Raw genomic sequence first — 23338 nt, forward strand, 5'->3', positions numbered from 1 at the left:
AGTGAATAGAGTCATAGTTATCGTTGCCTATTGGGTAGAAAAGATTAAGAAAATCATTTCCATATGCAAAAATTGAGAGCTGTAGGACTCCCATAACAACAACAATGAGACAGTTGAAAACAAACAATGGATAATTGTGTTTGCGTGCCGATATTTTTTTTAAGTAATATAATGCCACTAAAATTATGAGTGACAATGAAAAGTAGGAAAATAAGAATCCATATGAGTAAGTTGATAGCGTGACGTCTGGAGTCATTTTCTTTGGTTGTCCTTTATGAGTTCGTACATCCCGCTGCCGGTTGTTAAATCTGATATAACCTCAATCGTCAAACCTGTTCGGCCCATCTCTTGCCAACCACGAATAAAGTCGCTATTGATATTCCTATATAATCTCCAGGCATCTGGTTTTAATGTTTTCCTGATCATTCCATATCCAGATAGGCTAAGATCTACAGTGCCATAAATTGTATCCGCAGCATCCTGACTATATCCTAGTGCTTTTGCAGTATATCGATAGGCATTTCTGACACTGCCTGATTTATCTTTTCGGAAAAGTAAATAGTAACCGTTTTCATAAATATTGTTAGTACCTTGAGCAATCAGCGGTAAGCCAAAACCGCCACACGCCATACCGAGAGTCGCTGCACAAGTACCGACTCCGGCGAATATTTGTGTTCCTCCACCGACAAAACCTATCTGCTTCAAAATAAGGTTGGTGGTGTTGTTACTCTTCTTTTTTTCTATTGATATATAGAGCGTATTTCTTCCTGCGTCGATAGCAAAAGCTTGGCGTTTAAGATGATTAGTCTCGTCTTCAATGTCCCTGATTGCCCCAGAGTAGGATGTGCAGTGTATACTGATATCCCTTTGTGCAAACTGAATAAATTGGTCTATTTCCAGTGAGAAATTAGCTCTTGATTCGTTGGTGTATAGATACTGTCGTGAAAACGTTCTTGATAGTTTTTTTAGTTCATCGACAGATCTATCCAGATCTGCTTTTGTTTTGTATTGCATCAGGATTCCTTTCCTATTTTTCTAAACTAACATTTATTATATGTAAGGATGCGTATTTATTATCAGTTGTCGTCTTTCCCTTGGTACTTCTTGATGATGGCTTGTAACGCTTGGCTATGTACAAGATCGATGCACTTGGCCATCGTCATCGGCTCCCCAGACATGCTGTCATAGGGCTTTGCCAGAAATTCTTTTGCCAGCGCCCTGACGGCGGTATGCGCCTCCAGAGAATAATCGCCGAACTCCATGTAACCCCGAGCAGCGGCTGCGGCATCGTTTTTGACTTCTTTTGCTGAGTACCCCTCGGCGATACAGACGCTAAGCGCGTAGTTTTTGAGGTACTCGGCAGGGGAATAGTCAATTTCTGTCGCTGCATTGACGTTCAACGTTGCGGCGATGGCCACAGTCAGTGAGATTTTTTTCACTGGTTATTTCCGAGGAGGATTTTCATTTACTCTGTCCGGATTGTCTTTCACCCAATTATCATTAGGGCGCTGCACATAATCTTTCGCAAGTTTGTCAAGCTCTTTACTATGGTACATATCCATGCACTTCATTAAGTCTAAACGGCTTTTCCCATCCTTAGCATTGTAATTCTTTTGCAAATACTGCTTTGTCAGCTTGATGATAGGGGATTCTTCATCACGAATTGCATAGTATGACCAAGCATCGATACCATTCGATGAGGCAATTGCATCTTTGCTAGCCTCTGGTGATGTCTTATAAGCGACGGAAATGCAGTAGGTTAGAGCAATATCCTTGTAGTTTTGCAAATAGCTTCTGTATGCCGCTTGCGGCGGCCAATTTTCAATCGACTCTTCTTGATTTTTCTGCGCTATAGCACAAGTGGCATATAGACAAAAAAAGGAGATAAGGATTTTTTTCATCTCAACACTCCAAAATCCGTATGGTTTGTGCAGAGTAATACATAACCAGCGCATGAGTATCTCAATGCTTGATGGCTAATACCCAGTGAAAATAATTAATAAAACTCTAATTTTCTTAAGTTGATGGTTTTATAAAATTGCAACTTAAAATATTAATTATTAATTAGAGTAACGTTCGAAGATGGCTTTAGCCTCACTGGAACTCTGCAGCGAAAGGCAATCTAAAGTATGATAACTTCCTTTAACTGATCCTTGACTATTTTTATTTGCGTACTGTTCAGCCAGTTTTTCGCCTTGTTCGAATGCATCCATGGGGAGTTTACTGAATTCTAAATAGGCGGAAGCGGAACGGAAGGCATCTTGCTTGGTTTTTTCTGAGTCAGTAGATTTCCCAATGCAGCGGCTAATCAGCCAATTTTCATAAATTTCGCTTTGAGGTAAGTTTTCTATTTTTATATCTTCCGCCAGCAACATAGGAGAAACGAGAAGAAGAGCAAGGGCGATGTGGGTAGTCTTCATTTTAATATCCAAAGTGATGCGACTTCAGGAACAAAAGATCCATTCTCAGGATCCCCCATGAAATGACAAGAGTCAGAGCAAATGTCACCGTTCCATAATGTGACATGTCCTCTGGCATTTCGCCAGCCATTTCCTTGTATAACCATTATCCCTTTTTTACCTGAGAATTTAGCTGGGGTAGGGGATTTCACCGTGATATCAGGCTTGCCGAAGTTCTTTTCTAAAAAGAGAATCATATCGTTAACACGATAAAGATACCATTTTTTATCTTTACCAGACACAGTCGCATAACCGGAGTTAGAGGGAATTGGTATGCCTGTATAGTTGAGTACATAACTCATTCGTATAGGACAAGCATTTTCAAAAATACCGTTTTCAATATTGCTTTCTACTTTTCCACCAATCAATGCACCCACTTTTTTTACATTGATATTGACTTCAGAAAAACGAATCCATGCGGGTCCAAATAGAGGTTTTTTCATCCTGACTCTCCATTGTATCCATGTTATGAACCCCCGGCCGTAGCCGGGGGCAGACAAATTAAGCTTCGCGGTTTTCCTTGATGTTCCAACCTGCGCTGCTTTCGGCGCCTTTGCCGCCTTTGTCGCTCTGCTCCCAGTACTGCTGTTTCACTTTCGCCGCCTGGAAGGAGTAGGTGACGCCCACGGTGTCTTCGCCGCCTGCACCGGTGTACTGCACGGCGGTGACCAGCACGTCTTCCAGGGTGATTTTTGCGTATTCAACCTGGGTGCCGCCCGCCTTGCAAACCGACAGCTCAATCTTGGTCAGGTGTTTGCCGCTTGAGCAGTGTTTCAGCAAGGCCGGGGTTGACTTGTCGATCAGCGCGTTGACGTGCAGATCGTTGAAGCACACTTTACCGGCGCCACCGCCGCCGCCAACGCCCATATTGCCCGGTTGAGAAGCGCCCCAGGAGAAAGAAGTAATGTCGGTCCAGCCTTTGTGATTCGAATCTTTGGATTCGCCGCTGGCACCTTCAACTTTCAGGAACATATCAATAGCCATAGTTTCTTCACTCTTTATTAAGGGTTAACAGTAGTATTAACGTTACGTTGAAAAACTCAGGTAATAGCAGCAGGAATTGCAAGTGTGGTAATGCATTACCAATTTATATCCTTGTGCCATGCACCTTCTTAAATACCGAAAACTATCGGTACGGGTTACCGAGCCATTATTAAAATGATAATGGCTCAATGCTTAATTATTTCGCGTTATCTTGGTTCCACATGCGATCCGGGTTTTCTGCGATAGGCTGACGATGAGGTTGATACATCAGCCAGACCGCGCGATCGCGGCCTGACTTCAGCCCATCAGGACGCGTCGTTTTGCTTCAGCGAAGGCAGCTTCGACACCAGGCGCAGGGAGACGGTCAGGCCTTCCAGCTGGTAGTGCGGGCGCAGGAAGAACTTGGCGCTGTAGTAGCCCGGGTTGTCTTCGATCTCTTCCACCTGCACTTCCGCCGCGGCCAGCGGTTTGCGCGACTTGGTTTCCTGCGATGAGTTGGCCGGATCGCCGTCCACGTAGTTCATGATCCAGTCATTCAGCCAGCGCTCCATATCGTCGCGCTCGCGGAAGGAGCCAATTTTGTCGCGCACGATGCACTTCAGATAGTGCGCGAAGCGGCAGCAGGCGAACAGGTATGGCAGGCGTGCGGAAAGCTGGGCGTTGGCGGAGGCGTCGGCGTCGTAGTATTCCGCCGGCTTCTGCAGCGACTGCGCGCCGATAAAGGCGGCGAAGTCAGAGTTTTTGCGGTGCACCAGCGGCATAAAGCCGTTTTTGGCCAGCTCGGCTTCGCGACGATCGCTGATGGCGATCTCGGTCGGGCACTTCATGTCCACGCCGCCGTCGTCGCTCGGGAAGGTATGGCACGGCAGGTTCTCCACCGCGCCGCCGGATTCCACCCCGCGAATGGCGGTGCACCAACCGAACTCTTTGAACGAACGGTTGATGTTGGCGGCCATGGCGTAGGCGGCGTTGGTCCAGGTGTAGTTGCCGTGGGTCGCGCCGTCGGTATCTTCTTCGAAGTCAAACTCGTCCACCGGATTGGTGCGGATGCCATACGGCAGGCGCGCCAGGAAGCGCGGCATCACCAGGCCCAGGTAGCGCGCGTCTTCCGATTCGCGCAGGCTGCGCCAGGCGGCGTATTCGGTGTTCTGGAAAATCTTGGTCAGATCGCGCGGGTTGGAGAGCTCCTGCCAGGACTCCATCTGCATCACGCTTGGCGCGGTGCCGGCGATGAACGGGCAGTGCGAGGCGGCGCCGATCTTGGCCATTTCACCCAGCAGCTCCACGTCCTGCGGGCTGTGATCGAAGTAGTAGTCGCCCACCAGGCAGCCGAAGGGCTCGCCGCCGAACTGGCCATACTCTTCTTCGTAGATTTTCTTGAAGATCGGGCTCTGATCCCAGCCCACGCCTTTATAACGCTTCAGCGTGCGGCCCAGCTCCTGCTTGGAAATGCTCATGAAACGGATCTTCAGCATCTCGTCGGTTTCAGAGTTGTTGACCAGGTAGTGCAGGCCGTGCCACGCGCCTTCCAGCTTCTGGAAATCGTCGTGGTGAATGATCTGGTTGATCTGCTGCGACAGCTTTTCGTCGATTTCCGCGATCAGCGCCTGGATGGTGCGGTAGGCGTCGGAAGAAACGGTGACGGTATTTTCCAGCGCCTGCTGCGCCAGAGTTTTCACCGCGTTCTCGACCGCTTCTTTGGCCTGATCGGTCTTCGGCCGGAACTCTTTGTTCAACAGCGCGCTGAACTCATCGCTGGAAAAAGTCTCGGTGGTTTGCAACGCATTTTGTTGCTGAGGCGAGTTGCTCATCGATTAATCCTCACGCTCGTTGTTGTCATCGTTAACCGCCGGCTTCGGCGCGTCGGTCAGGGATTTCAGCAGCGCCGGGTTTTGCAGGATCTTGGAGATCAGCTCCTCGGCGCCGTTTTTACCGTCCATGTAGGACAGCAGGTTGGAAAGCTGGGTGCGGGCGTCCAGCAGATTGTCCAGCGCGTCGACCTTGCGGGCGATAGCGGCGGGGGAGAAGTCTTCCATGCTTTCGAAGGTCAGATCGATGTTCAGCTTGCCTTCGCCGGTCAGGGTATTGTCAACCTGATAAGCGACGCGCGGCTTCAGCGATTTCATGCGCTCGTCGAAGTTGTCGACGTCGATTTCCATGAACTTGCGCTCCTCCACGCTGGCTTGCGGATCGACCGCTTTCCCCACCAGATCCGCCATCACGCCCATCACGAACGGCAGCTGGATTTTGCGCTCTGCGCCATAAATTTCGACATCGTATTCAATCTGTACGCGCGGCGCGCGGTTGCGGGCGATGAATTTCTGCCCGCTGCGGGATTTCGAGTTTGACATGATTTACTCCATCTAATGGCGATTGGGAACGCGCCTCGTCCGGCTGGGAGAGTCAGGTTCTGATTCGGGTCTGCGCAGGGGCAGACGGTATCGGGTGTCGTCAAGAGAACAAAAGTCGGCGGCTAGCTGTTCTCCTCGTTGTCGGGGCGACCGAGAATGGTCTCCAGTTGGTTAAGCCCATCGGGCGCCAAATCGCGGACGATTTGCATAAAGTCCAGCGTAATCAGTCGCTGTACCCGATCGATCATCAGCGGCGCCGGGTGGCTTGGCTCATGAAGACGAAAATAGTTTTTCACCTTGTCCAGCATCAGCTGGGCGTCATCGCGCGACTGGATCTGCGCGCTGCGCCAGTTGAGTGGGGCAGAGGCGCTCTGCACGGCGGCCGGTGGCTGCTCAGCGGCGGTTTCCTGTGTGGCGTCCGCTTCGGTGGCGGCCGGGGCCTCGCTCTGGCCGGCAAGCGCCACCAGCGAAAAGACCTTGGTCAGCGCGCTCATTTCCGGCAGCGCGCTTTCACCCAGATGGCGGGTGACTTCGCTGCGAATGGCGGCCAGGGTGTTGGCGATATGCATCACCAGCGCGCCTTCGGGGCGATCCTGTTGCGCCAGCTCATCCTGCAGCCGTGCGCGGCCGCCGGGAAAGTTGGGGCACTCTTGCTTGCTGCCGTCGAGCAGGGCGCCGGCATCGCGCAGCGAGATTTCACCGGCGGTGCTTTTCAGCAGCGGCGCGGCGCGCACGCTGGCGGCCAGCGCGGCCTTGTCGCCAAGGTCGGCCAGCGCGTTGATGCGAAACAGCGGGTCGGCCTCGCCGTCGAACTCCAGCGGCGGCTGCAGGGCATCCCAGTAGCGGAGTATCGCCTGGTGGATCAGCGTCAGCCCGTCGGCATAGCCCGGCAATCCGCGCAGCTGGGTCCAGGCGCGGGTGAGATACAGCATGACGCGCAGGTCTTTGGTGCGCGCCAGCAGCGAGCTTGCGAGACGCTCGACCTGCACCCAATCCGGCGCTTCTTCCGGAATGATGGTGCTGCCGAATTGCTGTTCGGCTTTGCCGGTGGCGGCGCGCGCCATGGCCAGAAAGTCGGCGTCGTATTCCAGGTTGTCGCCGCAGGGCGTGTCCGCGTCAACCGGGGCCAGCAGGGTATCGGTGTCGATAGCCATAAGATTTCCTTCAACGAGCGATGTTAATCAAACATTTGCGGGTACTGGCCGCCGCGGCCGGGGCGCGCCCAGCCGTTGGGTTCGAACAGCAATGAAAACAGCTGCACGGTGAGGTTGCCGCTGTGCACGTGGGTGTAGAGCGGGTGCCCGTCGGCCTGATTGGTCCACCAAAAGCTGGTGTACTGCGCCGGATCGAAACAGTCGGCGGCCTGCTGCCAGCCGAGGCCCGGTACGTCCGGATGCTGGAAACCGATAATCGACAAGATCTCGGAGTCCGCTTCCGCCGGCGGGCTGGGCAGCGCCGGGATCGCCTGCAGCGTGCGGTCGATCTGTTCGGCGGAGAAGCCGTTGCGCACGCCGTTCAGCAGGGTATGGCCGAGCTGTTGGTACCAGCTCGCCGCCATGTTCAGCTGTTGCGGGCGCCAATCCTGTTGGCTGAACAGGCGCAGCGCGCAGATGGGGTAACGCCGCCCGACGCGGTCGCGCGCCGGCAACAGGCAGCCCATCTGCACGTACTGGCTGCCGAGCGTGGCGGGGATCACGAAGTTCCACACCGGCGCGTTGCTGAACGGGTGATCGTTTGGCCCCTGTGCATCGCGCTGCAAATTCACCAGCCCGTTATGGAACCAGTGGGCCCAGTTGTTGACCACCGGGTCAGGCAAACGGCGTTGCAGGAAGTCACCGGCGGAAGGAAGTTTGCCGTACCAGCCGATGCTCGTCGGGGCGCTTGAATCAGTGCTCATGGTCATGTCCTTTCGGGGCTACGGGCACGAGAAGGCCGGCAGTTGGAACGGATTGCGAATGCTGTTGGGCGTGAACTCCAGCGTGACGCGGTGGCCGTCGAGATTGAACGTCGCCTGACGGCCGAGGCCGCCGGTGCCCGAAGACTGCGCCATATCCACCAGGCGGTTCAGCGCCCACGGCCCGCTGGTCACCAGACTGGCGGTGGTGCCGTTGGCCAGCGCCAGCTGCAGATGCACCTGGTTGGTATTGCGGGTGCCCGGCCAGCTGACCACCAGTGGCACCTGCGGGCCGTGGCTGTATTTGAACAGCTGCCCGTCGATATCCAGCGTCAGGTTGAGGATGTCGTTATCCATCCGCACCGGCCGCACGGTCACGCGGTAAGAGGGCGTCGCCGTGCCGTTGGCGAAAAAGGCGTCGCGGATGCGCTGCGCCTGCTGGAACGACCGCAGGATGCCTTCGCCGCCGGGCAGCGTCTTGCCGTCCACGCCGGGCGTGAAACGCCAGTTGGCGCGGGTGGTATCGACCTTGCCCTGCAGGTTGTCGCGGAAGAAGCTGTCCATCAGCCCGCTGTTCGGCGCGAACATGCGCGCCAAATCGTCCGGCGTCACTTCCTGGCGCGCCCGGGCCACCAACGGGTAACGCCCGGCGATCGCCTGGCGGCAGAAGCTGCCGACCTCGAAGCTGATGCGCTTTTTCACGTTCTCCATCTCTTTGCGCTGGGTGTCGCTGCTGGCGCCGATCGCCAGCGACAGCAGCATCTGTTTGAACGGCACCGGCAAGCGGCCGGATTCGGCCTGCAGGCGCGGGATGATGTCGCTCGGCGGCGCTGACATGCCGCTGTTGGCCGCGCCTTGCACCGCCGTCAGGTAGCTGTACAGCTCATCGACCTGTTTCAGCACGCTGTCAAAAGGGATCGCCTTATTGCCTTCGCCCTGGCTTTGCGCCAGCTCAAGCAGCGGCGCGAAGTGCGCCATCACCAGCTGTTCCGGCTGGGCCGACACGTCGCCGTCGGCGTTGGCCGGCCGGTTGGTGAACAGCGCCTCCAGCGTGCGGTTGGCGTTTTGATTCAGTTTGTCTTCGGTTTTGGCCAGCAGCGAGCGGGAATCGGCGTCGCTTTTCTCGTCGCGCAGGGTGACGTTTTTGCTGACGTTAACCAGCAGATTGCGCATCGGCGACGGATTGCCGGACAGCAGGCGCGCGCTGCTGATGCGCTGGGTCAGGTTGCCGATGTTGGCCAGTTGGATATCGCCCAGCAGCTCATCCCAGGCGCTGATAAAGTCCTGCATGTACAGTTGGCGGATGGTCTTGGTCAGATCGGCGCTTTTCTGCTCCGGCGTCTGGCTGTTCAACACCCAGACGTCTTCCTTGCGCAGGGTATCGGTCACCGGATCGATGTTGTCGTTGAACGCTTTCCAATACCCCTGCGAGGTGAACAGGCCCGGCACGCCGTCGGTCACCGGTTTGCCGCTTTTGCGGCTGAATGCCAGTTCGGTCTGCGGACCGGCCAAATCGACCAGGCTGACCGGCTTGATGTCGGTCTGTTTCAGCAGCAGACGCTTAAGGCGGCCGTAGACGCGTTGCGACAGCGGCGCCCGATTGAGCGCGGCCTGCGCCTGTGCCACCAACGGCTCGTCTTTGGCGTAAGGCGAGGCCTGGATCTGCGTATCCAGCAGTTGGCTCAGGTGCCATTCGATCTGCTGCAGCTGTTTTTGGGTGCTGCCCTGCGGCAGGTTGCGCTGCAGGTTGAGCATCACCCAGGCGCGCAGGAATTTGCCGTCGTACTGCTTCGGCAGATACAGCATCTGGTAGGCCTTCAGCGCTTCATAGCTGAAGTCCGCGTCGCCGTGGTTATCGTTGCGCAGCGTGGCGGCGATCTGTTGCGCTACCTGCGGCAGCAGCAGTTCTTTCAACGCTTTTTGGTACAGGGCATTGCCGGCGTCGCCGACCTGATCGCCGCGGAACAATCCCATGCGATAGGTGAACGGCGGATCGTCCAGCGAAAAGTTCTGGCTGTCCGGCAGATGCAGCAGGCTGTTGAGGAACGGCAGCAGCGAGAACATATCGCCGTTGCCCAACTGGGTCAGGCTTTGCCCCTGGCGCTCGACGCCGGGCACCTTGGCGGCCACTTCCGCCAGATAGGCCTTGTTGTTGCCGTAGCTGGTGAACCACAACATCGCCAGCACCGCCAGGACCACCGCCAGCGCGATGTACCCTGCCCAGTGCAGGGCGCGGTTGCGGTATTCCCACCAGCGGTTGCTGCCCGCCAGCCCGGACTCCTGGAAGACCACCGATTCCAGCGTCTCTTTCAGGAAGAAGCTCTGGCCTTTGGCTGCCGGGATCGGCGTTTCCTGGCCCACGCTGTCCCAGGCCGCGTTGGCCTGTGCCCCTGAGTTGGCCGGCGGCAGCTGCAGGTAGCGGTTCAGTTCGCCCATCACCCGGTCAAACGGCAGACCTTCCTGAGTGCCGCTGGTGAAGTAGATGCCGCGCGGGGTAAAGCGGGTTTCAAAACTGGAGGTGGCGAACACCTGTTCCAGATATTGGCCGAGCAGCGGGCGCAGCGCGGCGAATTCCTGCGGGAACAGGTAGCTTTCGGCGCGTTGGCGCGCGTCGTGCTCCATCAGCAGCGTATCCGGCAGCGCCGCATCCAGCCGTTGTTGCAGCAGGGCGTATTGTTGTTCGAAGGCGGCGTTCAGGTTGAAGTCCGGCTGCCGCGAGCGCTCGTAAGGGAAGGTGAATCCCCAGATCTGGTCGCGCTGCGCTTTGTCGAAGCTGCCGAAATAGGCCATAAAGCCGTTGAGCAGGTCGGTTTTGGTCACCAGCACATAGACCGGGAAGTGAATGCCCAGCTGTTCGTGCAGTTCTATCAGGCGTTTGCGCAGCGCGCTGGCCTGCGCGGCGCGCGCTTCCGCGCTGTCGCTCAGCAGATCGGCGACGCTGATGGTGACCATCACGCCGTTGATCGGCTGGCGGGTGCGATATTTTTTCAGCAGCGCGACGAAGCTTTGCCATTCGCCGGCGTCTTCTTCGCGCTGGCTTTCCTGGGTGGTGTAGCGGCCGGCGGTGTCGAGCAGCACGGCGTCGTTGGTAAACCACCAGTCGCAGTTGCGGGTGCCGCCCACGCCGCGCAGCGCGGACTTGCCGAAGCGATCCGCCAGCGGAAAATGCAGGCCGGAGTTGACCAGCGCGGTAGTTTTACCGGCGCCGGGCGCGCCGATGATCACATACCACGGCAGCTGATACAGATATTGGCGGCTGAAGCGGGTCATCCAGCGATGTTTGCCGTCGCCCTGGCCCGGGGCGAAGCGCGCCTTTTTCAACAGCTGCGCCGCTTCGTCGAAACGCTGGGCCAGCGGATCGTCTGGTTTGATCTCGGGCTTGCCGTCTTCCGCCGGCACCGCTTCGGCGGCGCGCAGGTTGCTCAGCAGGCGGCTGTTGAACCAGGCGCTGTAGAGGCGCGGGATCAGGCGGCACAGGAACCAAATCAGGTAGATAGCGCCGATGGCGATCTGGCGGTTGAGTTCCGGCTCCAGCGGGCGATAGTCACCGATGGCGACCAGCGGGCCGATCGTCCAGATGATGAACGCCAGCGCGGTGATGCCGACAAAGCCCCACAGCAGGCGGCTGGTGATGATGGAGAATAACGTACTGAGCATTACTTTCCGGTTCCTTGCGGCAAGCCGTTGATTTCCGCCTGGGTGTTTTCCGGGGCGACCAACAGCGTAATTTCTACCCGGCGGTTCAACGCGCGGTTCACTTTGTTATCGTTCGGCGCGACGGGGTTGCTCTCGCCGCGGCCCTCGGCCTTGACCCGCTGCGGGTTGGCGAGGTGTTTTTGCAAGCGGGCGCTGACCGCTTCGGCGCGCGCCAGCGACAGCTCCCAGTTGGAGGCGAAGCGGGCGCTGCGGATCGGCACGTTGTCGCTGTAGCCGGTGACCAGGATTTTGCCGCTGACGCCGTTCATGGCGGCGGCGATGCGGTCGATGACCGGAATATAGTTGGCGCGCACCGTGGTGGCGGCGGAGTCGAACAGCCCGTCGCCTTTGAGGATCACCACGCTTTGCTGCGCTTCGTCGCGCACCACCACCAATCCTTCGGCGATCTCTTTGCGCAGGAAACTTTTCAGGCTCAGCGTCGGCGGCGCGGCCGGCGCCGGATTACCGATCGCCACCTGCGGCAGGTTGGTTTGGTAAATCGCCGCCAGCACCGGGCTGGTGTTGTCGCCCAGCCGCCAGTTGAGGGCGATAAACAGCAGCGAAGCCAGGAAGCCGGTCAGCGCCACGCAGGCCCACAGCGGCACCAGCGGACGCCACAGTTTCTGTTGTACCGGCAGGTCCAACGCATGAGGCGACAGGGGCGGGGCGTAGCCGCCGCGCACCGACCGAATCAGCTGCAGCAGGCGCTGCTTCATGGTCTCCAACTGCGAGCGGCCGTTTTCCATCACCCGGTAGCGGCCTTCAAAGCCCAGCAGCAGGCAATAATTGATCAGCTCCAGCAGATTGATGTGCTCGCGCGGGCTCTGCGACAGCTTGGCCAGCAGCTGGAAGAACTTCTCGCCGCCCCAGGTTTCGTTATGGAAGGTCACCAGCAGCCCGCTGCCGGACCACACGCTGTTGCTGCCCCACGGGGTCAGCGCCGCCGCTTCATCCAGCGCGGTGCACAGACAATAACGCGCGCCGATGATCACTTCGTACGGCAGGTTGGCGCGTTGGCCGCGGATCTCGAAGCGGCGCATTTCGTCGATCAGCTGTTGGCGCAGCTGCGCCGGGTTGGCGTGCGTGGCCGATTGGCGGATCTGCGAAATGGCGTTCAGCAGCGGGTTGGCGGCGTCCACCAGCGGGTTAGCCGCCGGCGCCATGCTATTTTCCTGAGTCATAGGTTACCGGTCCGTATGGCTGCGAATCGCCCAAAATTCCATGTCCAGCCCCGGGAATTCGCCGGCCAGGTGCAGGGCGAAGGCGCTGGATTTTTCCATCTGTTTCCACAGGTCGCCGCCTTTTTCCAGCTCGAAATAGGTGTAGCCGGCGTGATAAGGGATCTGGCGCGGCGCGACGGGCATGGTGCGCAGACCGATGCCCGGCAGCTGCAGCTGCACCAGATCGCGGATGCGCGTGACCGGGGCGATCTTCATCTGCGCCGGGAAGTGGGTCAGCAACACCTCGGCGGCCACGTCGGCGCGCACCGCCAGCACGAAGCCGAAGTCGCGCATCATTTTGGCGTCTTGCACGGTGGCGACGTTCAGGCCGTGGGAGCGCTCGACCAGCGTCAGCTGAATGGCGTTGTCCTCCAGCACCACCGACAGGCCCTGACGCAGCAACAGCATCAGCTTGCCGAAGCACAGCGCCAGGTTGTCGTGGTCATACACCGGCAGGCGGCCTTCCGGGGTGCGCTGCGCCGAGAAGCTGGTGAGTTCGGTGGCGAACTGCAGCCAATCGGCGAACAGGCGCTCCGGGTGCAGATGGTCGAGGTGGTAGGCATGGCTCACCTGACCGAGATGGCGGTTGATCAGCTGCAGCAGCATGAAATCGACCATTTCGGAACTGCCGCCGCGGCCCGGTTGCAGCAGGCGTTGACTCATCTGCTGGCTGCGCTGTTGCAGCAGCCCCTGCAGATCGTTGATGAAGGTCTTCAGTACCGGGTTTCCCTGACAGTTCAGCATCGGCGGGATTTGCGCCGTATCGAGACGCAGGCTGTTGTCGCCGCGCTTTTCCAGCACGCGGGTGACGCCGAGCGCCGTCCATTCGGCGTTCAGCTCGCTCTCCAGCATCAGCCGCAGGCGCAGGCGACCGAATTGCAAGGCCGCGCTGCCCACCGAGACGGCGTTGAGATCGTCGACTTCGGTCTCGTAAGCCAGATAGCGCGCCAGCGCTTCCGGGCTTTCCTGAAAGATCACGTCTTCACGCCCCGCGCGATAGGTCGGCAGAGCCAGCACCACGTTTTCACCGGTCTTGTTGTCGGCGATGGCCAGCGGCGCGGGCGCCTGCTGGGCGCCGGAGAAGCGAAACGGCGTGCCGTCGGGCATGATGCCGCTGGCGGCGTTGAGCGCGATCTTGCCCTGGCGCAGCAGCGTTTGGTCCAGATCCAGGGTGAGAAATCCCCAGAAACAGCCGCTGTGGGCCTGGCCCCAGTTGCGCATATAGCCTTCGAGATAGTTTTCCGCCTGCTGGAAATGGTGAGGGCGCAAAAACATCCCCTCAGTCCAGACAACCTTATGAGCATCTTTCATCATCACACCTATAGTTACTTCGCTTCAGCGCAGCGGTAGGTCAGTCGACCTTTTTTACGGGGCGCAGGCCACTCACGCCCGCGACGATATGCGCTTCCAGCTCATCCGGCGAGAATTGCCATACCTTGTAGAAATTGGTTTCGGTGGGTTCCGGCAGCGGCAGTGAAATGCGCCAGGTCTTGCCGTCCAGATTTTGATATTCGGCGATCACGCCGATGTAACGTGCGTCCAATGTGCTTTGCCCACCGAGCTTTTTGCCGGTCTGGCCCGGCGTCAGGAAGAACTGATCGCTGTCCAGCAGGCTGTTGCCGAGCACGCTTTTGGCGTCGTTTTGCAGACTGAAAAAGTCGGCTTCCATGAATTCCGCATCCGAGCGCAGCAGCAGCACGCGAATTTTGATCGGCGCCGGTTGCGCGCCGGCGGCGGCATTGACCTGGCGGTCAGCGTCGAAGACCAGGCTGTAACGCGCCGGCACGCTTTTCGCGGAAGACATGCAGCCGCCGAGCGCCAGCGCGCCCAGCAGCAGAAACAGCATCCCGCACCAGCGGGAAGCGATAGGGGTCGTCGTCATGGGAATCTCGTCGCCCGCAGGCGTGCTGACTACTGGAGGATCCAGGTGGCTGAGCCGGCGTTTTTGCACGCCTTGCTGTCGCCGCCGACTTTAACGCAGTCCTGCTTGGCGGCGCGCGCGCGGCGCGGCAGATCTTTGCGCAGCGTCGCTTTGTAGCGCGCTTCCGGCACGCCGGCGTTGGCCTGGATATACCCCACCAGATCGCCGCCGCGGATGGCGGAGATCGCCAGCCAGTTGTTTTCCACTTCGCCCAGCGCGTAGAACGCGGCGGCATTGTCCAGGCTACCGACGGCGGTGCCGGTATAATTCGGGCTGCTCATGATGCTGGCGGCGTACAGGCTGCGGTACTCCTCACCGATCGGTTTGAACTGTTTCGGTGCGCTCACCGCGGCGCGGTGCTTTAACGTGACGCCGTTGACTTCACTGCTGACGATGGCGTCGTTATTGAGCGCCGGCGGCGGTGGCAGTGGGGTGGAGCAACCGGCAAGCGTCAGGGCGGTCAACAACGTCAGGGTAATCCGTGTTTTCACAATGTCCTCTTTTTCTTGATTGAATGGCTGTGTAATAAAGCGCCGTCATCAGGGCGCAAGCAGCAACACTTTTAATTGGCTCGGCACGATGCGCATGCCGAGCGCGTTGGTGGAGTTCTGCAGGCTGAGGCTGGTCAGCCGGGTGGCCGGGGTGCCTTTGAGCAGCACGGTAAAGGCGCCGGTCAGGTGGCGGGACGGCCCCATCACCGTGCCGGAAGCGACGCCGGTGGCCACGCCGGGGTTGTCGCCGTTGGTCAGGGGCGTCACCGTCGCCATGTTGTGCGCCGGGGTGCCGACGAACAGAATGTTGAACGCGTTCGGGATGGCGGTCGGCGCCAGGGCGATATCCGGGTAGGGAATGGGCACCGGCGCCGGGCTTGGCGTCAGACAGACGTCGGGAAACGCCAGGTCCACGCCGATCATTTGGCTGTTGGCAAACATAAAAGGCCTCCGCAAGGTTATCCGACGTGGATCTGTTCCGAATCCAGCTTGGTGATGTCTTTCGAGGTAATCAGCGTGTTGCGAGCATGAATGCGGGCGTAATCTTCCGCCTGATAATCCAGCTGCCCGGCGCGCACGTGCTCGGTCTGGCGCACTTTGCGAAACAGCGAGTGGCTGATCTGGCTGACCGAATGCCACAGTGACTCGCAGCGTTTGCCGACCAGGCGGCTGATGCTGACGAAAGCCGAGAGCTCTTCGCCGCTGTATTTCATCTTGTCGACGTGGCAGTCGCCGCTGTTCGCTTGCAGGGTCATGGCGTCGCCGCTCAGGTTCAGCGCCTGCGCGCCGTGCAGCGACAGCGAGCCGTGCAGCGTTTCAATGTGCAGATCGCCTTCGACGCTCAGCCGCGCCGCGTTTTGCGGTTCCGCGCGCTCGAGGACGGCGATCGCCCACAGCTGGTGGCCGCAACCGGCGACCAGCACGCTATCGCCGAGGGCCGGCGTCAGCAGGCAGCTGGCCGCACGGCGGCAATGCCAGCCGCGGCCTTCACATTCCACCACCAGGCTGCCGTCCGGCAACAGGTTGACGACCTGGCCGGCGGCCTGTTGGGGCGGCGCGATGTTGACGGCGCGAGTAGTGTTGACAACGCTCATGGTGATCCCCTCGTGAAGTGGTCAATACGTTCAAATGCGGCTCTGGCGCTGTGCGCTCAAGATTTCGGCGGTGTACAGCTCTTCGTCGCGCTCGAGAATGCCGCTGCGGTCGCCCCAGCGCGTTTGCTGCTGGTGGGCGCGGTGCATGCGGGTGCGCATGAAGCGCGCACGCCGGAAATCGGCGGCGCCGATGTCGGCATAACAAAAATCGGCGTAGGTCAGGTCGCTGTCGCTGAAATCACAGCGCGCCGCGCGGCTGTGCTGGAACACGCCCTGATACAGACGCGCCTGGTTGAAGTTGGCGGCGTCCAGCGTCGCTTCGCTGAAAATCGCCTGATCGAACTGCCCGCTGCGGCACTGCGCCTGAGTCAGGTTGGCCTCCAGCCACAGCGACTGCTGCGCCTGCACGCCCGTCAGGTTGGCGCGCCGCAGCGAAGCGCCCTTGAAGTTGCTTTGGCGCAGCGTCGCCTGGCTGAAGTCGACGTCGTCCAATTGGTTATCGGTAAACTGGCAGGCGATCAGGCGCTGCCCGGCGTAACTTTTGCCGCGATGGTCGCATTCGAAAAACGTGACGCGGTCGAAATCTGCCCCTGCAAATTCTGTGTTACAGAGGGTTAAGCGAAAAAACGTGACAAGCGAAAGTCGGGCATGCTCCAACGTGGCGCCGTCGAGCGGGCTTTCGTAAAACGTGGTGCGATCGTGCTGAGTGGCGGAAAAGTTCGCGCCGGCCAATTGGCATGACATCCAGTGGCTTTGGGTGAGCGGCAGACGGCTGAAATCACCCTGTTCAAGCCGGCATTCGTTGAACATCGTCAGCTCGATATGACTCTCACTGAAGCGGCTGGCGGACATGGCGCACTGATTGAAGGCCGTTTGCTTGAGGTTCGCCCGAGTAAACAGAGCGTGCTCGAGCCGGCAATCGCTGAATACGCTGTCGCGCAGATCGCAATCGGAGAAGTCCACGCCGTTCAGGTTCAGGGCGTTGAACATTGCGCCGGCCAAATCCATACCCGCGAATGACAGGCCGTGCAAATCCTCACCGGAAATCGGTTCGCCGCGTTTCACACGCTGGCGTATCTGCTCTGGCGTTGAGGTCATACTTCTTTCCCGTTGTGGCGAGGCAATGTTTTCACTCTGGCGGTATAGGCATCGTCGAGCCGGGTCGCCTTGTCCACTTTCGACTGCGACAAATCGGCCCGGAACAGATTGGCGCCCTGCAGGTCGGCGCCTGACAGCACGCACTTTTGCAGGATCGCCGCAATAAAGTTGGCGTCGCGCAGGTTGGCGCGCGTCAGATCGCTGCGAATGAACAGGCTGCCGCTGCCGTTGGCCTGATTGAAGTCGGCCTCGTTCAGCCGCGTTTCCGACAGATCGCAATTGTTGAGGCGCGCGCGGCTGAAACTTGCCCGCTGCAACGGCATCTGACGCAAGTTGCACTGGTTCAGCGTCGCGTCGCTGAAATCCGCCTGGGGCAACAGCGTCTTTGCCGCAAAGGCGCAGGCCGTCAGGCGCGCGGCGCGGAAGCTGAGGTTTTGCGTTTCGGTATCAACCCAGGCGCAGCTTTCCAGCCGTGCCTGCTCGAATTTCACCGCCAGCAGCCGGCATTTGATGAAGCTGACTTTGTCGAGCCGGGCGTGACTGAATGTCAGTTGCTCCAGCTGCAGCTCCATCAGCGTAATGTTGGCCAACGTGGCGCGGCTGAAATCACACTGTCCGAGCAAGGTTTCGTACCCCAGCAAATCGCGTAAGGACGCCATCGTGAAGTCGCAGCGTTGAAACAACGTTTGTTGAATGTTGGTTTCATGCAGCTGCGCGCCGCCGAAATCCGTCGCTTCGCATTTCGCCAGGGCCAAAGAGGCGTGGCTCAGATCCGCCTGCTGCAAGACGGCACCGCAGAGATCGGCGCGTGCCAGCATTGCCTCGCGAAGGTCACAGCCCACCAGCCGGGCTTGGCGCAGATTGGCGTTTTCCAGCAACGTGCCGCGCAAGGTGGCATGGCTGAGGTCCATGCCGGACAGATCGGCGCCGGTGAGGTCCAGGCCGCTGAGATCTTTATCGCGCTGCATGGCCGCGGTGACGCGTTGGCGAATGATCTGCGCCAGATCGCCGCTTAAACGCAGCGCCGGGCTTTGCGCCTGTGCCGACATTAAATACATTTGGTGCAGCGCGCGCTCGCTTTCCCCCAACTGCTTGTCGCTAAACGCGTCGGGGCGTTGACGCGCCTGTTGAAACAGCTGGTCGCGCTGCTGTTGGTAGCTTTCCGCGCCGGAAAGGTCGGCGGGGCCAGGGCCGTCAATATCAATGCCGTTTGCCTGCGCGTCATCGCGGATTTCACGGTAATGCGCTTCAGCGCGCTGTTCCATGCCCTCGACAAACTCGGCCAGCTGATCCAAAGCGGGCATCGGTTCAGCTGGCGGTGCGGCAAACATGTCGTCGATGTCTCGGCCTTCGCGCTGCAGACGTTGGCGGTGTTGTTCGCGTTGGTGATGCTCGTAGGCGGCGATGTTTTCCACCATCGGGCTTTGCTGCGTCGGCGTTTCCGTATCGAGCCAGGGGCCAATACAGCACTCCGGCAGCAAATCTTTTTCACGAAAAGCGTGCAGAGCGCCATGCTCTTTATCAAGCCGCCGATCGAGCACCTGCCGATAATGCGCGACGGTGCGGCTTTTACCCTCAATTTCCAGCGCCGGCATGAGCTGCATGACGTCTGCGGCATCGTCTTCATTGATGGGAAGGCTACCCTGGTAGATCAACAGCATTTGTTCGCGATGGGGAAAGAACCACACGGTGGTGTGGCGCATCGCGACTTCCCCGAAATGCGCTTCGCCGCCGCGCAGCCGGTTAATGAAGCAGCGTGCGCGCCACGGCGGCAAACGGCCTTGCTGAACCGGCTCTGAAGGGTGCATGTTCCATATCCGGTAGGCAGCCTGAAGCGGCAAGCTGTCGCGTTGGGGAAACTGCTGATCGCTTTCTGCCATGTTGAACAGGCGCCAGTCGATATCGTTGGCGAAGCCGGGAAAACCGTGTTTCAACCAGTCGGCGTCGTAGTTTTTACCGATGCGTGAGAAGCGGCGCGGCCAGGTGATCTCCAACGCGTCAAAGCTTGCCGGCTGCGCGCTTTGCCGAGGAGACGCGAGGCGCTCCTGCAGCGGTTCAACATTGGGTAGGCGATGAATGCGGCCCTGCGGAAATGTTTCTGGAGTGGCGCCGATGCCGTGCGGATTATCGGCGAACTGAGCCCCGCCGTAAGCCCGGCGCCAGTCCAGACGCATTTCTGCAAAAGGGAGAGGAGAGGAGGGGCGATCGTTGATCCAATGACGATCGCCGAAAACCACCAGCGTTTTCTCCAGCGAATCAAGCTGGATCTTCACGGCGCAGGCGGTTTTGTCTTGTTGATGGTGGGTGTAAGCGTTGCCGGTGGCGAGAAACTCCGCACAGGCTTTCGGAATAGCCAAATCGAGCACGCCGCCGCTCAGCGTAAGTTCGTCGGCGGCCAACTGCCACAGCTCCGGTTCGGGGCGCAGGCGCGGGGAAGCCCCCATGTCGGCCAAGGCCAAAATGGAAACGCCCAGATGATTTTGCCCTTGCCAAGAGAAGGGGCGATGAAGCGCGCTGAGGCGCAGAGGTTTTACGACTTTCATTGTGTGTGTAAAGCTTCCTGTGGATATCAGCCGGCAGCCAGGCTGCTTGCTCAAAAACAATCCGTTTTTCGGTTTAATAGATATCAGGCTATGTCACAACAGATGAAGAAAACGATGCGGCGTCCAGAGCCGATCGCGAATGCGGGGAGCATTTCCTCGCGTCAAAGGGATTATCAAGAGGACGGTGCGTTGTCCTTCCCGCTTATTTTACGAGCCAGCAGTACGACGGCGACGGACAATGCCGCGGCGATCGCCTTGGCGGTAAATTGGCCTGCGCTCTCCAGATGATAGGGGGCAAAAAAGCCGACGCCGGGGGTACCCAGAATCAGCAGCGCGGCGAGCGGGGCAAAACAGCACAGTTCTATCGCCAGCGCCAGTCTGCCGGGGGCCGCCGCACCCAGATAACCCATCAAAAAACCGGGCAAAATCAGGAACCCGATCAGCTCCGCGGGCGCGTTCACCGCAGACATCACCTGCTGGTTGTACTTCAGTATCGCCAGCATCAGTGCGACAAAGATCAGCAACCGGACGGACAATGCCGCCGTTCTGCCCGCGGGTAAGACGGTCTTGCAAATGGCGGCGATCAATACGCCGCCAACCAGGATGCCTAAGAAGGTAAACAGGATTTGTCCCCAGAGGCTGTCCTGCGTCGAAAAGGCAATAAACGCGCCCATCGTGACACTTCCTTATGCAAGGTGATTTAGCGAGCTGATGGACGACAAGTCGTTTTCACAACGTTGAAATCGGATCGCGTTGATTGAAAAGGTTCTTTTCGCTCAAAGTCGGGATAACTCTTCGATCACCGCTTTTTTGGGGTTCTTGGGATCGTACTTTATCGCGGTGAAATGACCCGGCTGATAACGCGGCAGATCAACGACGCTGATCGGGCCTTTCGCGACGGCCGTATGGTTTTTTCCGTCTTGGGCGATGTATTTGACTTCCACTTCGCAGACCGGCCGATTCCCGTCCCACAGGTTGGTCTGGCGAATGCTGACGATTTGCCCGGAGGCGGAAACTCCGTTCTCCATCACGCTGAGAGAAGAACCGATGTGTTTGAAATAGCCCCAGATATCGACCGTGATGAATTTGAAAAAACCCACCAGGCTGAGAATAGGGGCCAATAAAATCAAACCGATTACGGTGAAGATATTTTTGGCTTTGGACATGGGCATCCCTACTTATAAAAAGATCGCCAGCGCCTTGCTGCTCAATCGCAAAGAACCGTTGGTTATTAAGGCCCCAAGCTGCGTGAACGTCATGGGATCGTTGCTTAGCTTGAAATTGGTTTTGCTGATCGAAAGCGGGTTATGGGAAACATCGAACATCGTGTGCTTGACGCTCAGCCCCGTTAAGGCAAGGTTGGCGCCTATCGCGGTCCACTTATAGCCGTGGCAGTTATCTTTCCAGGTGGGCGCCGAAATAGACACGCCGTCCTCGCTGGTAATGCTGATGGTTTTTGCCGTGATGGTCAGCGAACCGCTAATGGTCGTTTGCTGATCGTTTTTGTAGGTTTCTTTGACATTCCCCGTGATGTCGGTGGTCTGGCCGCCGGCCTCCACCGTCAGCGTCTGACCGCCTGCGGTGACGGTAGTGGTTTGCCCGCCGGCGGTGATGGTGGTGTGCTGCCCGCCGGAGGTGATGTTGACCGTCTGCCCCTTGTTGATGGTGTTGGTCTGTTGCCCCTCGGTAATGTCGAGGGTCTGGTCGCCTTTCACCGTGACATGCTGGGTTTGCGTAATGTTTTGCGTCTGCGCGCCGTCAAGCTTGAAGGACTGATTGCCGGTGATGTCGATCTTATCGCCGCCGTCGATAATCGTCAGGGCGCGGCCGCCTTTGATGTTCACCGTCTGGTGAGCGTTCAGGTTGGCGGTTTCCAGCCCATCGACGGTGGTGGTGCGTTTCGCTTTGTACAGGAACGTGGCGTCGCCGATGACGGTATCGTTCTGCTGGCGACCGATGGTGGTGGTGCGACTGCCGTCAATATTGACGTTCTTGTCGTTTTCCACCGTCATGTTCATGTTGCGTTCGGCGTGCATGTCGAAAGATTCGTTGCCGGGCGAGTCTTCCAGGAACAGGAAGCTGGCGTTGTCGACGCCGCCGCCTTTGCTGCGGCTCATAAAGCCCATTTTGGTGGCGTCGCCGGGCAGATCCCACGGCGGCATGCTGTCTTCGTTGTAAACGCGGCCGGTGATGATGGGGCGATCCGGATCGCCGTTGATAAAGTCGACCACCACTTCCTCACCCACGCGCGGGATTTGGATCCCGCCGTATTTCCAGCCGGCCCAGGCGCTGGAGACGCGCACCCAGCAGGAGCTGGTTTCATTGCCGCTGCCGTGGCGATCCCAACGGAACTTGAGTTTCACCCGGCCATATTTATCGGTCCAGATGCTTTCGCCTTCCGGGCCAACCACTTCGGCGGTTTGCGGGCCATGGGTTTTCGGCCAGGGTGTGGTGCGCGCCGGGCGCCAGTTGATGTCCGCCGGCACCACCTGAAATTCGGTATGTTGTTCACCAACGTCGTTATCGTTGCTGGCGTAGCTGTTTTCCTGCATGAAGTAACGCGCGCTGACCACCAGATAGGCGCGGTTGTCTTCCATACGCGGCGCCTGGATCAGCTGAAAACGGTAGCCGGGCGCAATGCCCTGCGAACTGCCTTCGCCGCTCATCTGCTCATGCTGCGCTTCGAACTCCTGTTGGCGCACCTTGACGTAAAACTGGCCGTGGGCGTGATCGGTATAACGCCCGGGCCAGTCGAACACCTCGGCTTTGTCCTGTGCGAACGAGGCGGGATTCTGCCGGGCCTCCAGCAACCGTGCGCGCGGTTTACGAAAATCGTAGTCATCCAGGCTATACAGGCTGGGCGTGATGGCGTCCGACACGCTCCAGCTGTTGATGCTGTCCTTGTTTTCCACCAGACCGCCTTCCGCGAGCTGATAGGGGATGCTGTCATAGCCGGCGAGTTCCTGATGCGCCGCCGGCGCGTCGGCCAGCACCAGCGTATGGCCGTCCTGCTGGTGCGTGAAATAGTAATAGATGCCTTCATGTTCCATCAGACGACTGATGAAATCGAAATCGCTCTCCTGGTACTGCACGCAGTACCCCCAGATGCGGTAGTCGTAACTCAGACGGTTATCGATCTTCACCTGATACTGCCCCAGCACCTGGGTCAGGATGTCGGGAACGGTCTTTTCCTGATAGATGCGAAAATCGCGGTTTTGCGTCAGGTACCACAGCGTGGGGCGCAGCACGGCGCGGTAGATATAGTAGCGGTTGCCGCCGGCTTCTCGTCCGGAGAGGGTCATACGCGTGATATTGCCGTTGAGATAACGCGGGGCCATCGGGTTGCCCCGCAGCTCCAGCGTGATTTTTTGTCCCAGCAGCGATTTCAGATCGAGGCGATTGTCAGGGCTGAGCAGCTCGACGTCGAACTCGAACAGCCCGGCCAGTCTTTCCTCACCGGAAAGGCTTCTGAACAACAACTGATGGGCGGGCAAAGGCGTGTGCGCAATGATAAGGCGATCCATACTATATCCCCGGTTTAGGCATAGCTACCGCACGAGATTTGACGCGCGATCCCGATGGCGTAT

Annotated in this window: 22 protein-coding genes; all 22 read right to left on the reverse strand. The window is 58.4% G+C overall.

Going from position 1 to position 23338, the window contains the following annotated elements; genetic code table 11:
- Nucleotides 1-252: 252 nt before the first annotated feature.
- Nucleotides 253-1014 (reverse strand): DUF4225 domain-containing protein, encoded by a 762-nt coding sequence (locus tag ACJ8M3_RS02880; protein WP_060660570.1) that lies wholly within the window; start codon nucleotides 1012-1014, stop codon nucleotides 253-255.
- A gap of 62 nt (nucleotides 1015-1076) precedes the next feature.
- Nucleotides 1077-1430 (reverse strand): T6SS amidase immunity protein Tai4 family protein, encoded by a 354-nt coding sequence (locus tag ACJ8M3_RS02885; RefSeq protein WP_050594451.1) that lies wholly within the window; start codon nucleotides 1428-1430, stop codon nucleotides 1077-1079.
- Nucleotides 1431-1442: 12 nt separating this feature from the next.
- Entirely contained in the window at nucleotides 1443-1901 is a 459-nt protein-coding gene (locus tag ACJ8M3_RS02890; RefSeq protein WP_060660571.1) for a T6SS amidase immunity protein Tai4 family protein, read from the reverse strand.
- A 159-nt stretch (nucleotides 1902-2060) separates the two neighbouring features.
- Nucleotides 2061-2420 carry a T6SS amidase immunity protein Tai4 family protein gene (locus ACJ8M3_RS02895; RefSeq protein WP_033643555.1) on the reverse strand — a complete coding sequence of 120 codons (360 nt, stop codon included), beginning with the start codon at nucleotides 2418-2420 and terminating at the stop codon, nucleotides 2061-2063.
- Complete coding sequence (locus ACJ8M3_RS02900; protein ID WP_071796739.1) at nucleotides 2417-2902, reverse strand: type VI secretion system amidase effector protein Tae4; 486 nt, start codon at nucleotides 2900-2902, stop codon at nucleotides 2417-2419. The genes ACJ8M3_RS02895 and ACJ8M3_RS02900 overlap by 4 nt, the downstream gene beginning before the upstream one ends.
- Nucleotides 2903-2960: 58 nt before the next feature.
- The gene (locus ACJ8M3_RS02905; RefSeq protein WP_004934962.1) at nucleotides 2961-3443 is read right to left on the reverse strand and encodes an Hcp family type VI secretion system effector; all 483 of its coding nucleotides are present in this window, start codon (nucleotides 3441-3443) and stop codon (nucleotides 2961-2963) included.
- Between the two features lie 305 nt (nucleotides 3444-3748).
- Nucleotides 3749-5254 (reverse strand): type VI secretion system contractile sheath large subunit, encoded by a 1506-nt coding sequence (gene tssC / locus ACJ8M3_RS02910; protein ID WP_004934958.1) that lies wholly within the window; start codon nucleotides 5252-5254, stop codon nucleotides 3749-3751.
- A gap of 3 nt (nucleotides 5255-5257) precedes the next feature.
- The gene (gene tssB, locus ACJ8M3_RS02915; protein ID WP_015378282.1) at nucleotides 5258-5794 is read right to left on the reverse strand and encodes a type VI secretion system contractile sheath small subunit; all 537 of its coding nucleotides are present in this window, start codon (nucleotides 5792-5794) and stop codon (nucleotides 5258-5260) included.
- Between the two features lie 122 nt (nucleotides 5795-5916).
- A complete protein-coding gene (gene tssA / locus ACJ8M3_RS02920; RefSeq protein WP_442514602.1) occupies nucleotides 5917-6948 on the reverse strand; it encodes a type VI secretion system protein TssA in 1032 nt (343 codons plus the stop codon).
- A 23-nt stretch (nucleotides 6949-6971) separates the two neighbouring features.
- Nucleotides 6972-7691 (reverse strand): type VI secretion system-associated protein TagF, encoded by a 720-nt coding sequence (gene tagF, locus ACJ8M3_RS02925; RefSeq protein ID WP_033643553.1) that lies wholly within the window; start codon nucleotides 7689-7691, stop codon nucleotides 6972-6974.
- An 18-nt stretch (nucleotides 7692-7709) separates the two neighbouring features.
- Entirely contained in the window at nucleotides 7710-11345 is a 3636-nt protein-coding gene (gene tssM / locus ACJ8M3_RS02930) for a type VI secretion system membrane subunit TssM (RefSeq protein ID WP_069100030.1), read from the reverse strand.
- A complete protein-coding gene (locus tag ACJ8M3_RS02935; protein WP_049272050.1) occupies nucleotides 11345-12547 on the reverse strand; it encodes a DotU family type VI secretion system protein in 1203 nt (400 codons plus the stop codon). Before ACJ8M3_RS02935 ends, tssM begins: the two co-directional genes overlap by 1 nt.
- Before the next feature lie 21 nt (nucleotides 12548-12568).
- Nucleotides 12569-13915, reverse strand: coding sequence for a type VI secretion system baseplate subunit TssK (gene tssK / locus ACJ8M3_RS02940; protein WP_442514603.1), 1347 nt, complete (start codon nucleotides 13913-13915; stop codon nucleotides 12569-12571).
- Nucleotides 13916-13955: 40 nt separating this feature from the next.
- Nucleotides 13956-14486, reverse strand: a complete 531-nt coding sequence (gene tssJ, locus ACJ8M3_RS02945; RefSeq protein ID WP_033643551.1) for a type VI secretion system lipoprotein TssJ — start codon at nucleotides 14484-14486, stop codon at nucleotides 13956-13958.
- A 29-nt stretch (nucleotides 14487-14515) separates the two neighbouring features.
- On the reverse strand, nucleotides 14516-15016 hold the full coding sequence (gene tagV, locus ACJ8M3_RS02950) for a type VI secretion system accessory protein TagV (protein WP_060660574.1): 501 nt from the start codon (nucleotides 15014-15016) through the stop codon (nucleotides 14516-14518).
- A 48-nt stretch (nucleotides 15017-15064) separates the two neighbouring features.
- A complete protein-coding gene (locus ACJ8M3_RS02955) occupies nucleotides 15065-15457 on the reverse strand; it encodes a DUF4150 domain-containing protein (protein WP_033643549.1) in 393 nt (130 codons plus the stop codon).
- Between the two features lie 17 nt (nucleotides 15458-15474).
- Complete coding sequence (locus tag ACJ8M3_RS02960) at nucleotides 15475-16110, reverse strand: DUF3540 domain-containing protein (protein WP_033650852.1); 636 nt, start codon at nucleotides 16108-16110, stop codon at nucleotides 15475-15477.
- Nucleotides 16111-16140: 30 nt separating this feature from the next.
- Nucleotides 16141-17208 (reverse strand): pentapeptide repeat-containing protein, encoded by a 1068-nt coding sequence (locus ACJ8M3_RS02965; RefSeq protein ID WP_442514604.1) that lies wholly within the window; start codon nucleotides 17206-17208, stop codon nucleotides 16141-16143.
- Nucleotides 17205-19751, reverse strand: a complete 2547-nt coding sequence (locus ACJ8M3_RS02970) for a DUF2169 family type VI secretion system accessory protein (protein WP_033643546.1) — start codon at nucleotides 19749-19751, stop codon at nucleotides 17205-17207. The genes ACJ8M3_RS02965 and ACJ8M3_RS02970 overlap by 4 nt, the downstream gene beginning before the upstream one ends.
- A gap of 173 nt (nucleotides 19752-19924) precedes the next feature.
- Nucleotides 19925-20425, reverse strand: coding sequence for a hypothetical protein (locus tag ACJ8M3_RS02975; RefSeq protein ID WP_069100026.1), 501 nt, complete (start codon nucleotides 20423-20425; stop codon nucleotides 19925-19927).
- Nucleotides 20426-20527: 102 nt separating this feature from the next.
- Nucleotides 20528-20917, reverse strand: a complete 390-nt coding sequence (locus ACJ8M3_RS02980; RefSeq protein WP_033643543.1) for a DUF3592 domain-containing protein — start codon at nucleotides 20915-20917, stop codon at nucleotides 20528-20530.
- A 12-nt stretch (nucleotides 20918-20929) separates the two neighbouring features.
- The gene (locus ACJ8M3_RS02985) at nucleotides 20930-23275 is read right to left on the reverse strand and encodes a type VI secretion system Vgr family protein (RefSeq protein WP_285141952.1); all 2346 of its coding nucleotides are present in this window, start codon (nucleotides 23273-23275) and stop codon (nucleotides 20930-20932) included.
- Nucleotides 23276-23338 lie beyond the last annotated feature (63 nt).

The organism is Serratia sp. CY55921 (assembly GCF_052167655.1).
GTDB lineage: Bacteria > Pseudomonadota > Gammaproteobacteria > Enterobacterales > Enterobacteriaceae > Serratia > Serratia ureilytica.

Excerpts from the sequence above, each read along its gene's own strand:
- ACJ8M3_RS02980 (WP_033643543.1), bottom strand. The coding sequence starts at position 20,917 with ATGTCCAAAGCCAAAAATATCTTCACCGTAATCGGTTTGATTTTATTG.
- tssJ (WP_033643551.1), bottom strand. The coding sequence starts at position 14,486 with ATGACGACGACCCCTATCGCTTCCCGCTGGTGCGGGATGCTGTTTCTG.
- tagF (WP_033643553.1), bottom strand. The coding sequence starts at position 7,691 with ATGAGCACTGATTCAAGCGCCCCGACGAGCATCGGCTGGTACGGCAAA.
- ACJ8M3_RS02970 (WP_033643546.1), bottom strand. The coding sequence starts at position 19,751 with ATGAAAGTCGTAAAACCTCTGCGCCTCAGCGCGCTTCATCGCCCCTTC.
- ACJ8M3_RS02890 (WP_060660571.1), bottom strand. The coding sequence starts at position 1,901 with ATGAAAAAAATCCTTATCTCCTTTTTTTGTCTATATGCCACTTGTGCT.
- tssC (WP_004934958.1), bottom strand. The coding sequence starts at position 5,254 with ATGAGCAACTCGCCTCAGCAACAAAATGCGTTGCAAACCACCGAGACT.
- ACJ8M3_RS02935 (WP_049272050.1), bottom strand. The coding sequence starts at position 12,547 with ATGGCGCCGGCGGCTAACCCGCTGGTGGACGCCGCCAACCCGCTGCTG.
- tssM (WP_069100030.1), bottom strand. The coding sequence starts at position 11,345 with ATGCTCAGTACGTTATTCTCCATCATCACCAGCCGCCTGCTGTGGGGC.
- ACJ8M3_RS02965 (WP_442514604.1), bottom strand. The coding sequence starts at position 17,208 with ATGACCTCAACGCCAGAGCAGATACGCCAGCGTGTGAAACGCGGCGAA.
- ACJ8M3_RS02905 (WP_004934962.1), bottom strand. The coding sequence starts at position 3,443 with ATGGCTATTGATATGTTCCTGAAAGTTGAAGGTGCCAGCGGCGAATCC.
- tssA (WP_442514602.1), bottom strand. The coding sequence starts at position 6,948 with ATGGCTATCGACACCGATACCCTGCTGGCCCCGGTTGACGCGGACACG.
- ACJ8M3_RS02960 (WP_033650852.1), bottom strand. The coding sequence starts at position 16,110 with ATGAGCGTTGTCAACACTACTCGCGCCGTCAACATCGCGCCGCCCCAA.
- tssB (WP_015378282.1), bottom strand. The coding sequence starts at position 5,794 with ATGTCAAACTCGAAATCCCGCAGCGGGCAGAAATTCATCGCCCGCAAC.
- ACJ8M3_RS02895 (WP_033643555.1), bottom strand. The coding sequence starts at position 2,420 with ATGAAGACTACCCACATCGCCCTTGCTCTTCTTCTCGTTTCTCCTATG.
- ACJ8M3_RS02955 (WP_033643549.1), bottom strand. The coding sequence starts at position 15,457 with ATGTTTGCCAACAGCCAAATGATCGGCGTGGACCTGGCGTTTCCCGAC.
- ACJ8M3_RS02900 (WP_071796739.1), bottom strand. The coding sequence starts at position 2,902 with ATGAAAAAACCTCTATTTGGACCCGCATGGATTCGTTTTTCTGAAGTC.
- ACJ8M3_RS02975 (WP_069100026.1), bottom strand. The coding sequence starts at position 20,425 with ATGGGCGCGTTTATTGCCTTTTCGACGCAGGACAGCCTCTGGGGACAA.
- ACJ8M3_RS02985 (WP_285141952.1), bottom strand. The coding sequence starts at position 23,275 with ATGGATCGCCTTATCATTGCGCACACGCCTTTGCCCGCCCATCAGTTG.
- tssK (WP_442514603.1), bottom strand. The coding sequence starts at position 13,915 with ATGAAAGATGCTCATAAGGTTGTCTGGACTGAGGGGATGTTTTTGCGC.
- ACJ8M3_RS02880 (WP_060660570.1), bottom strand. The coding sequence starts at position 1,014 with ATGCAATACAAAACAAAAGCAGATCTGGATAGATCTGTCGATGAACTA.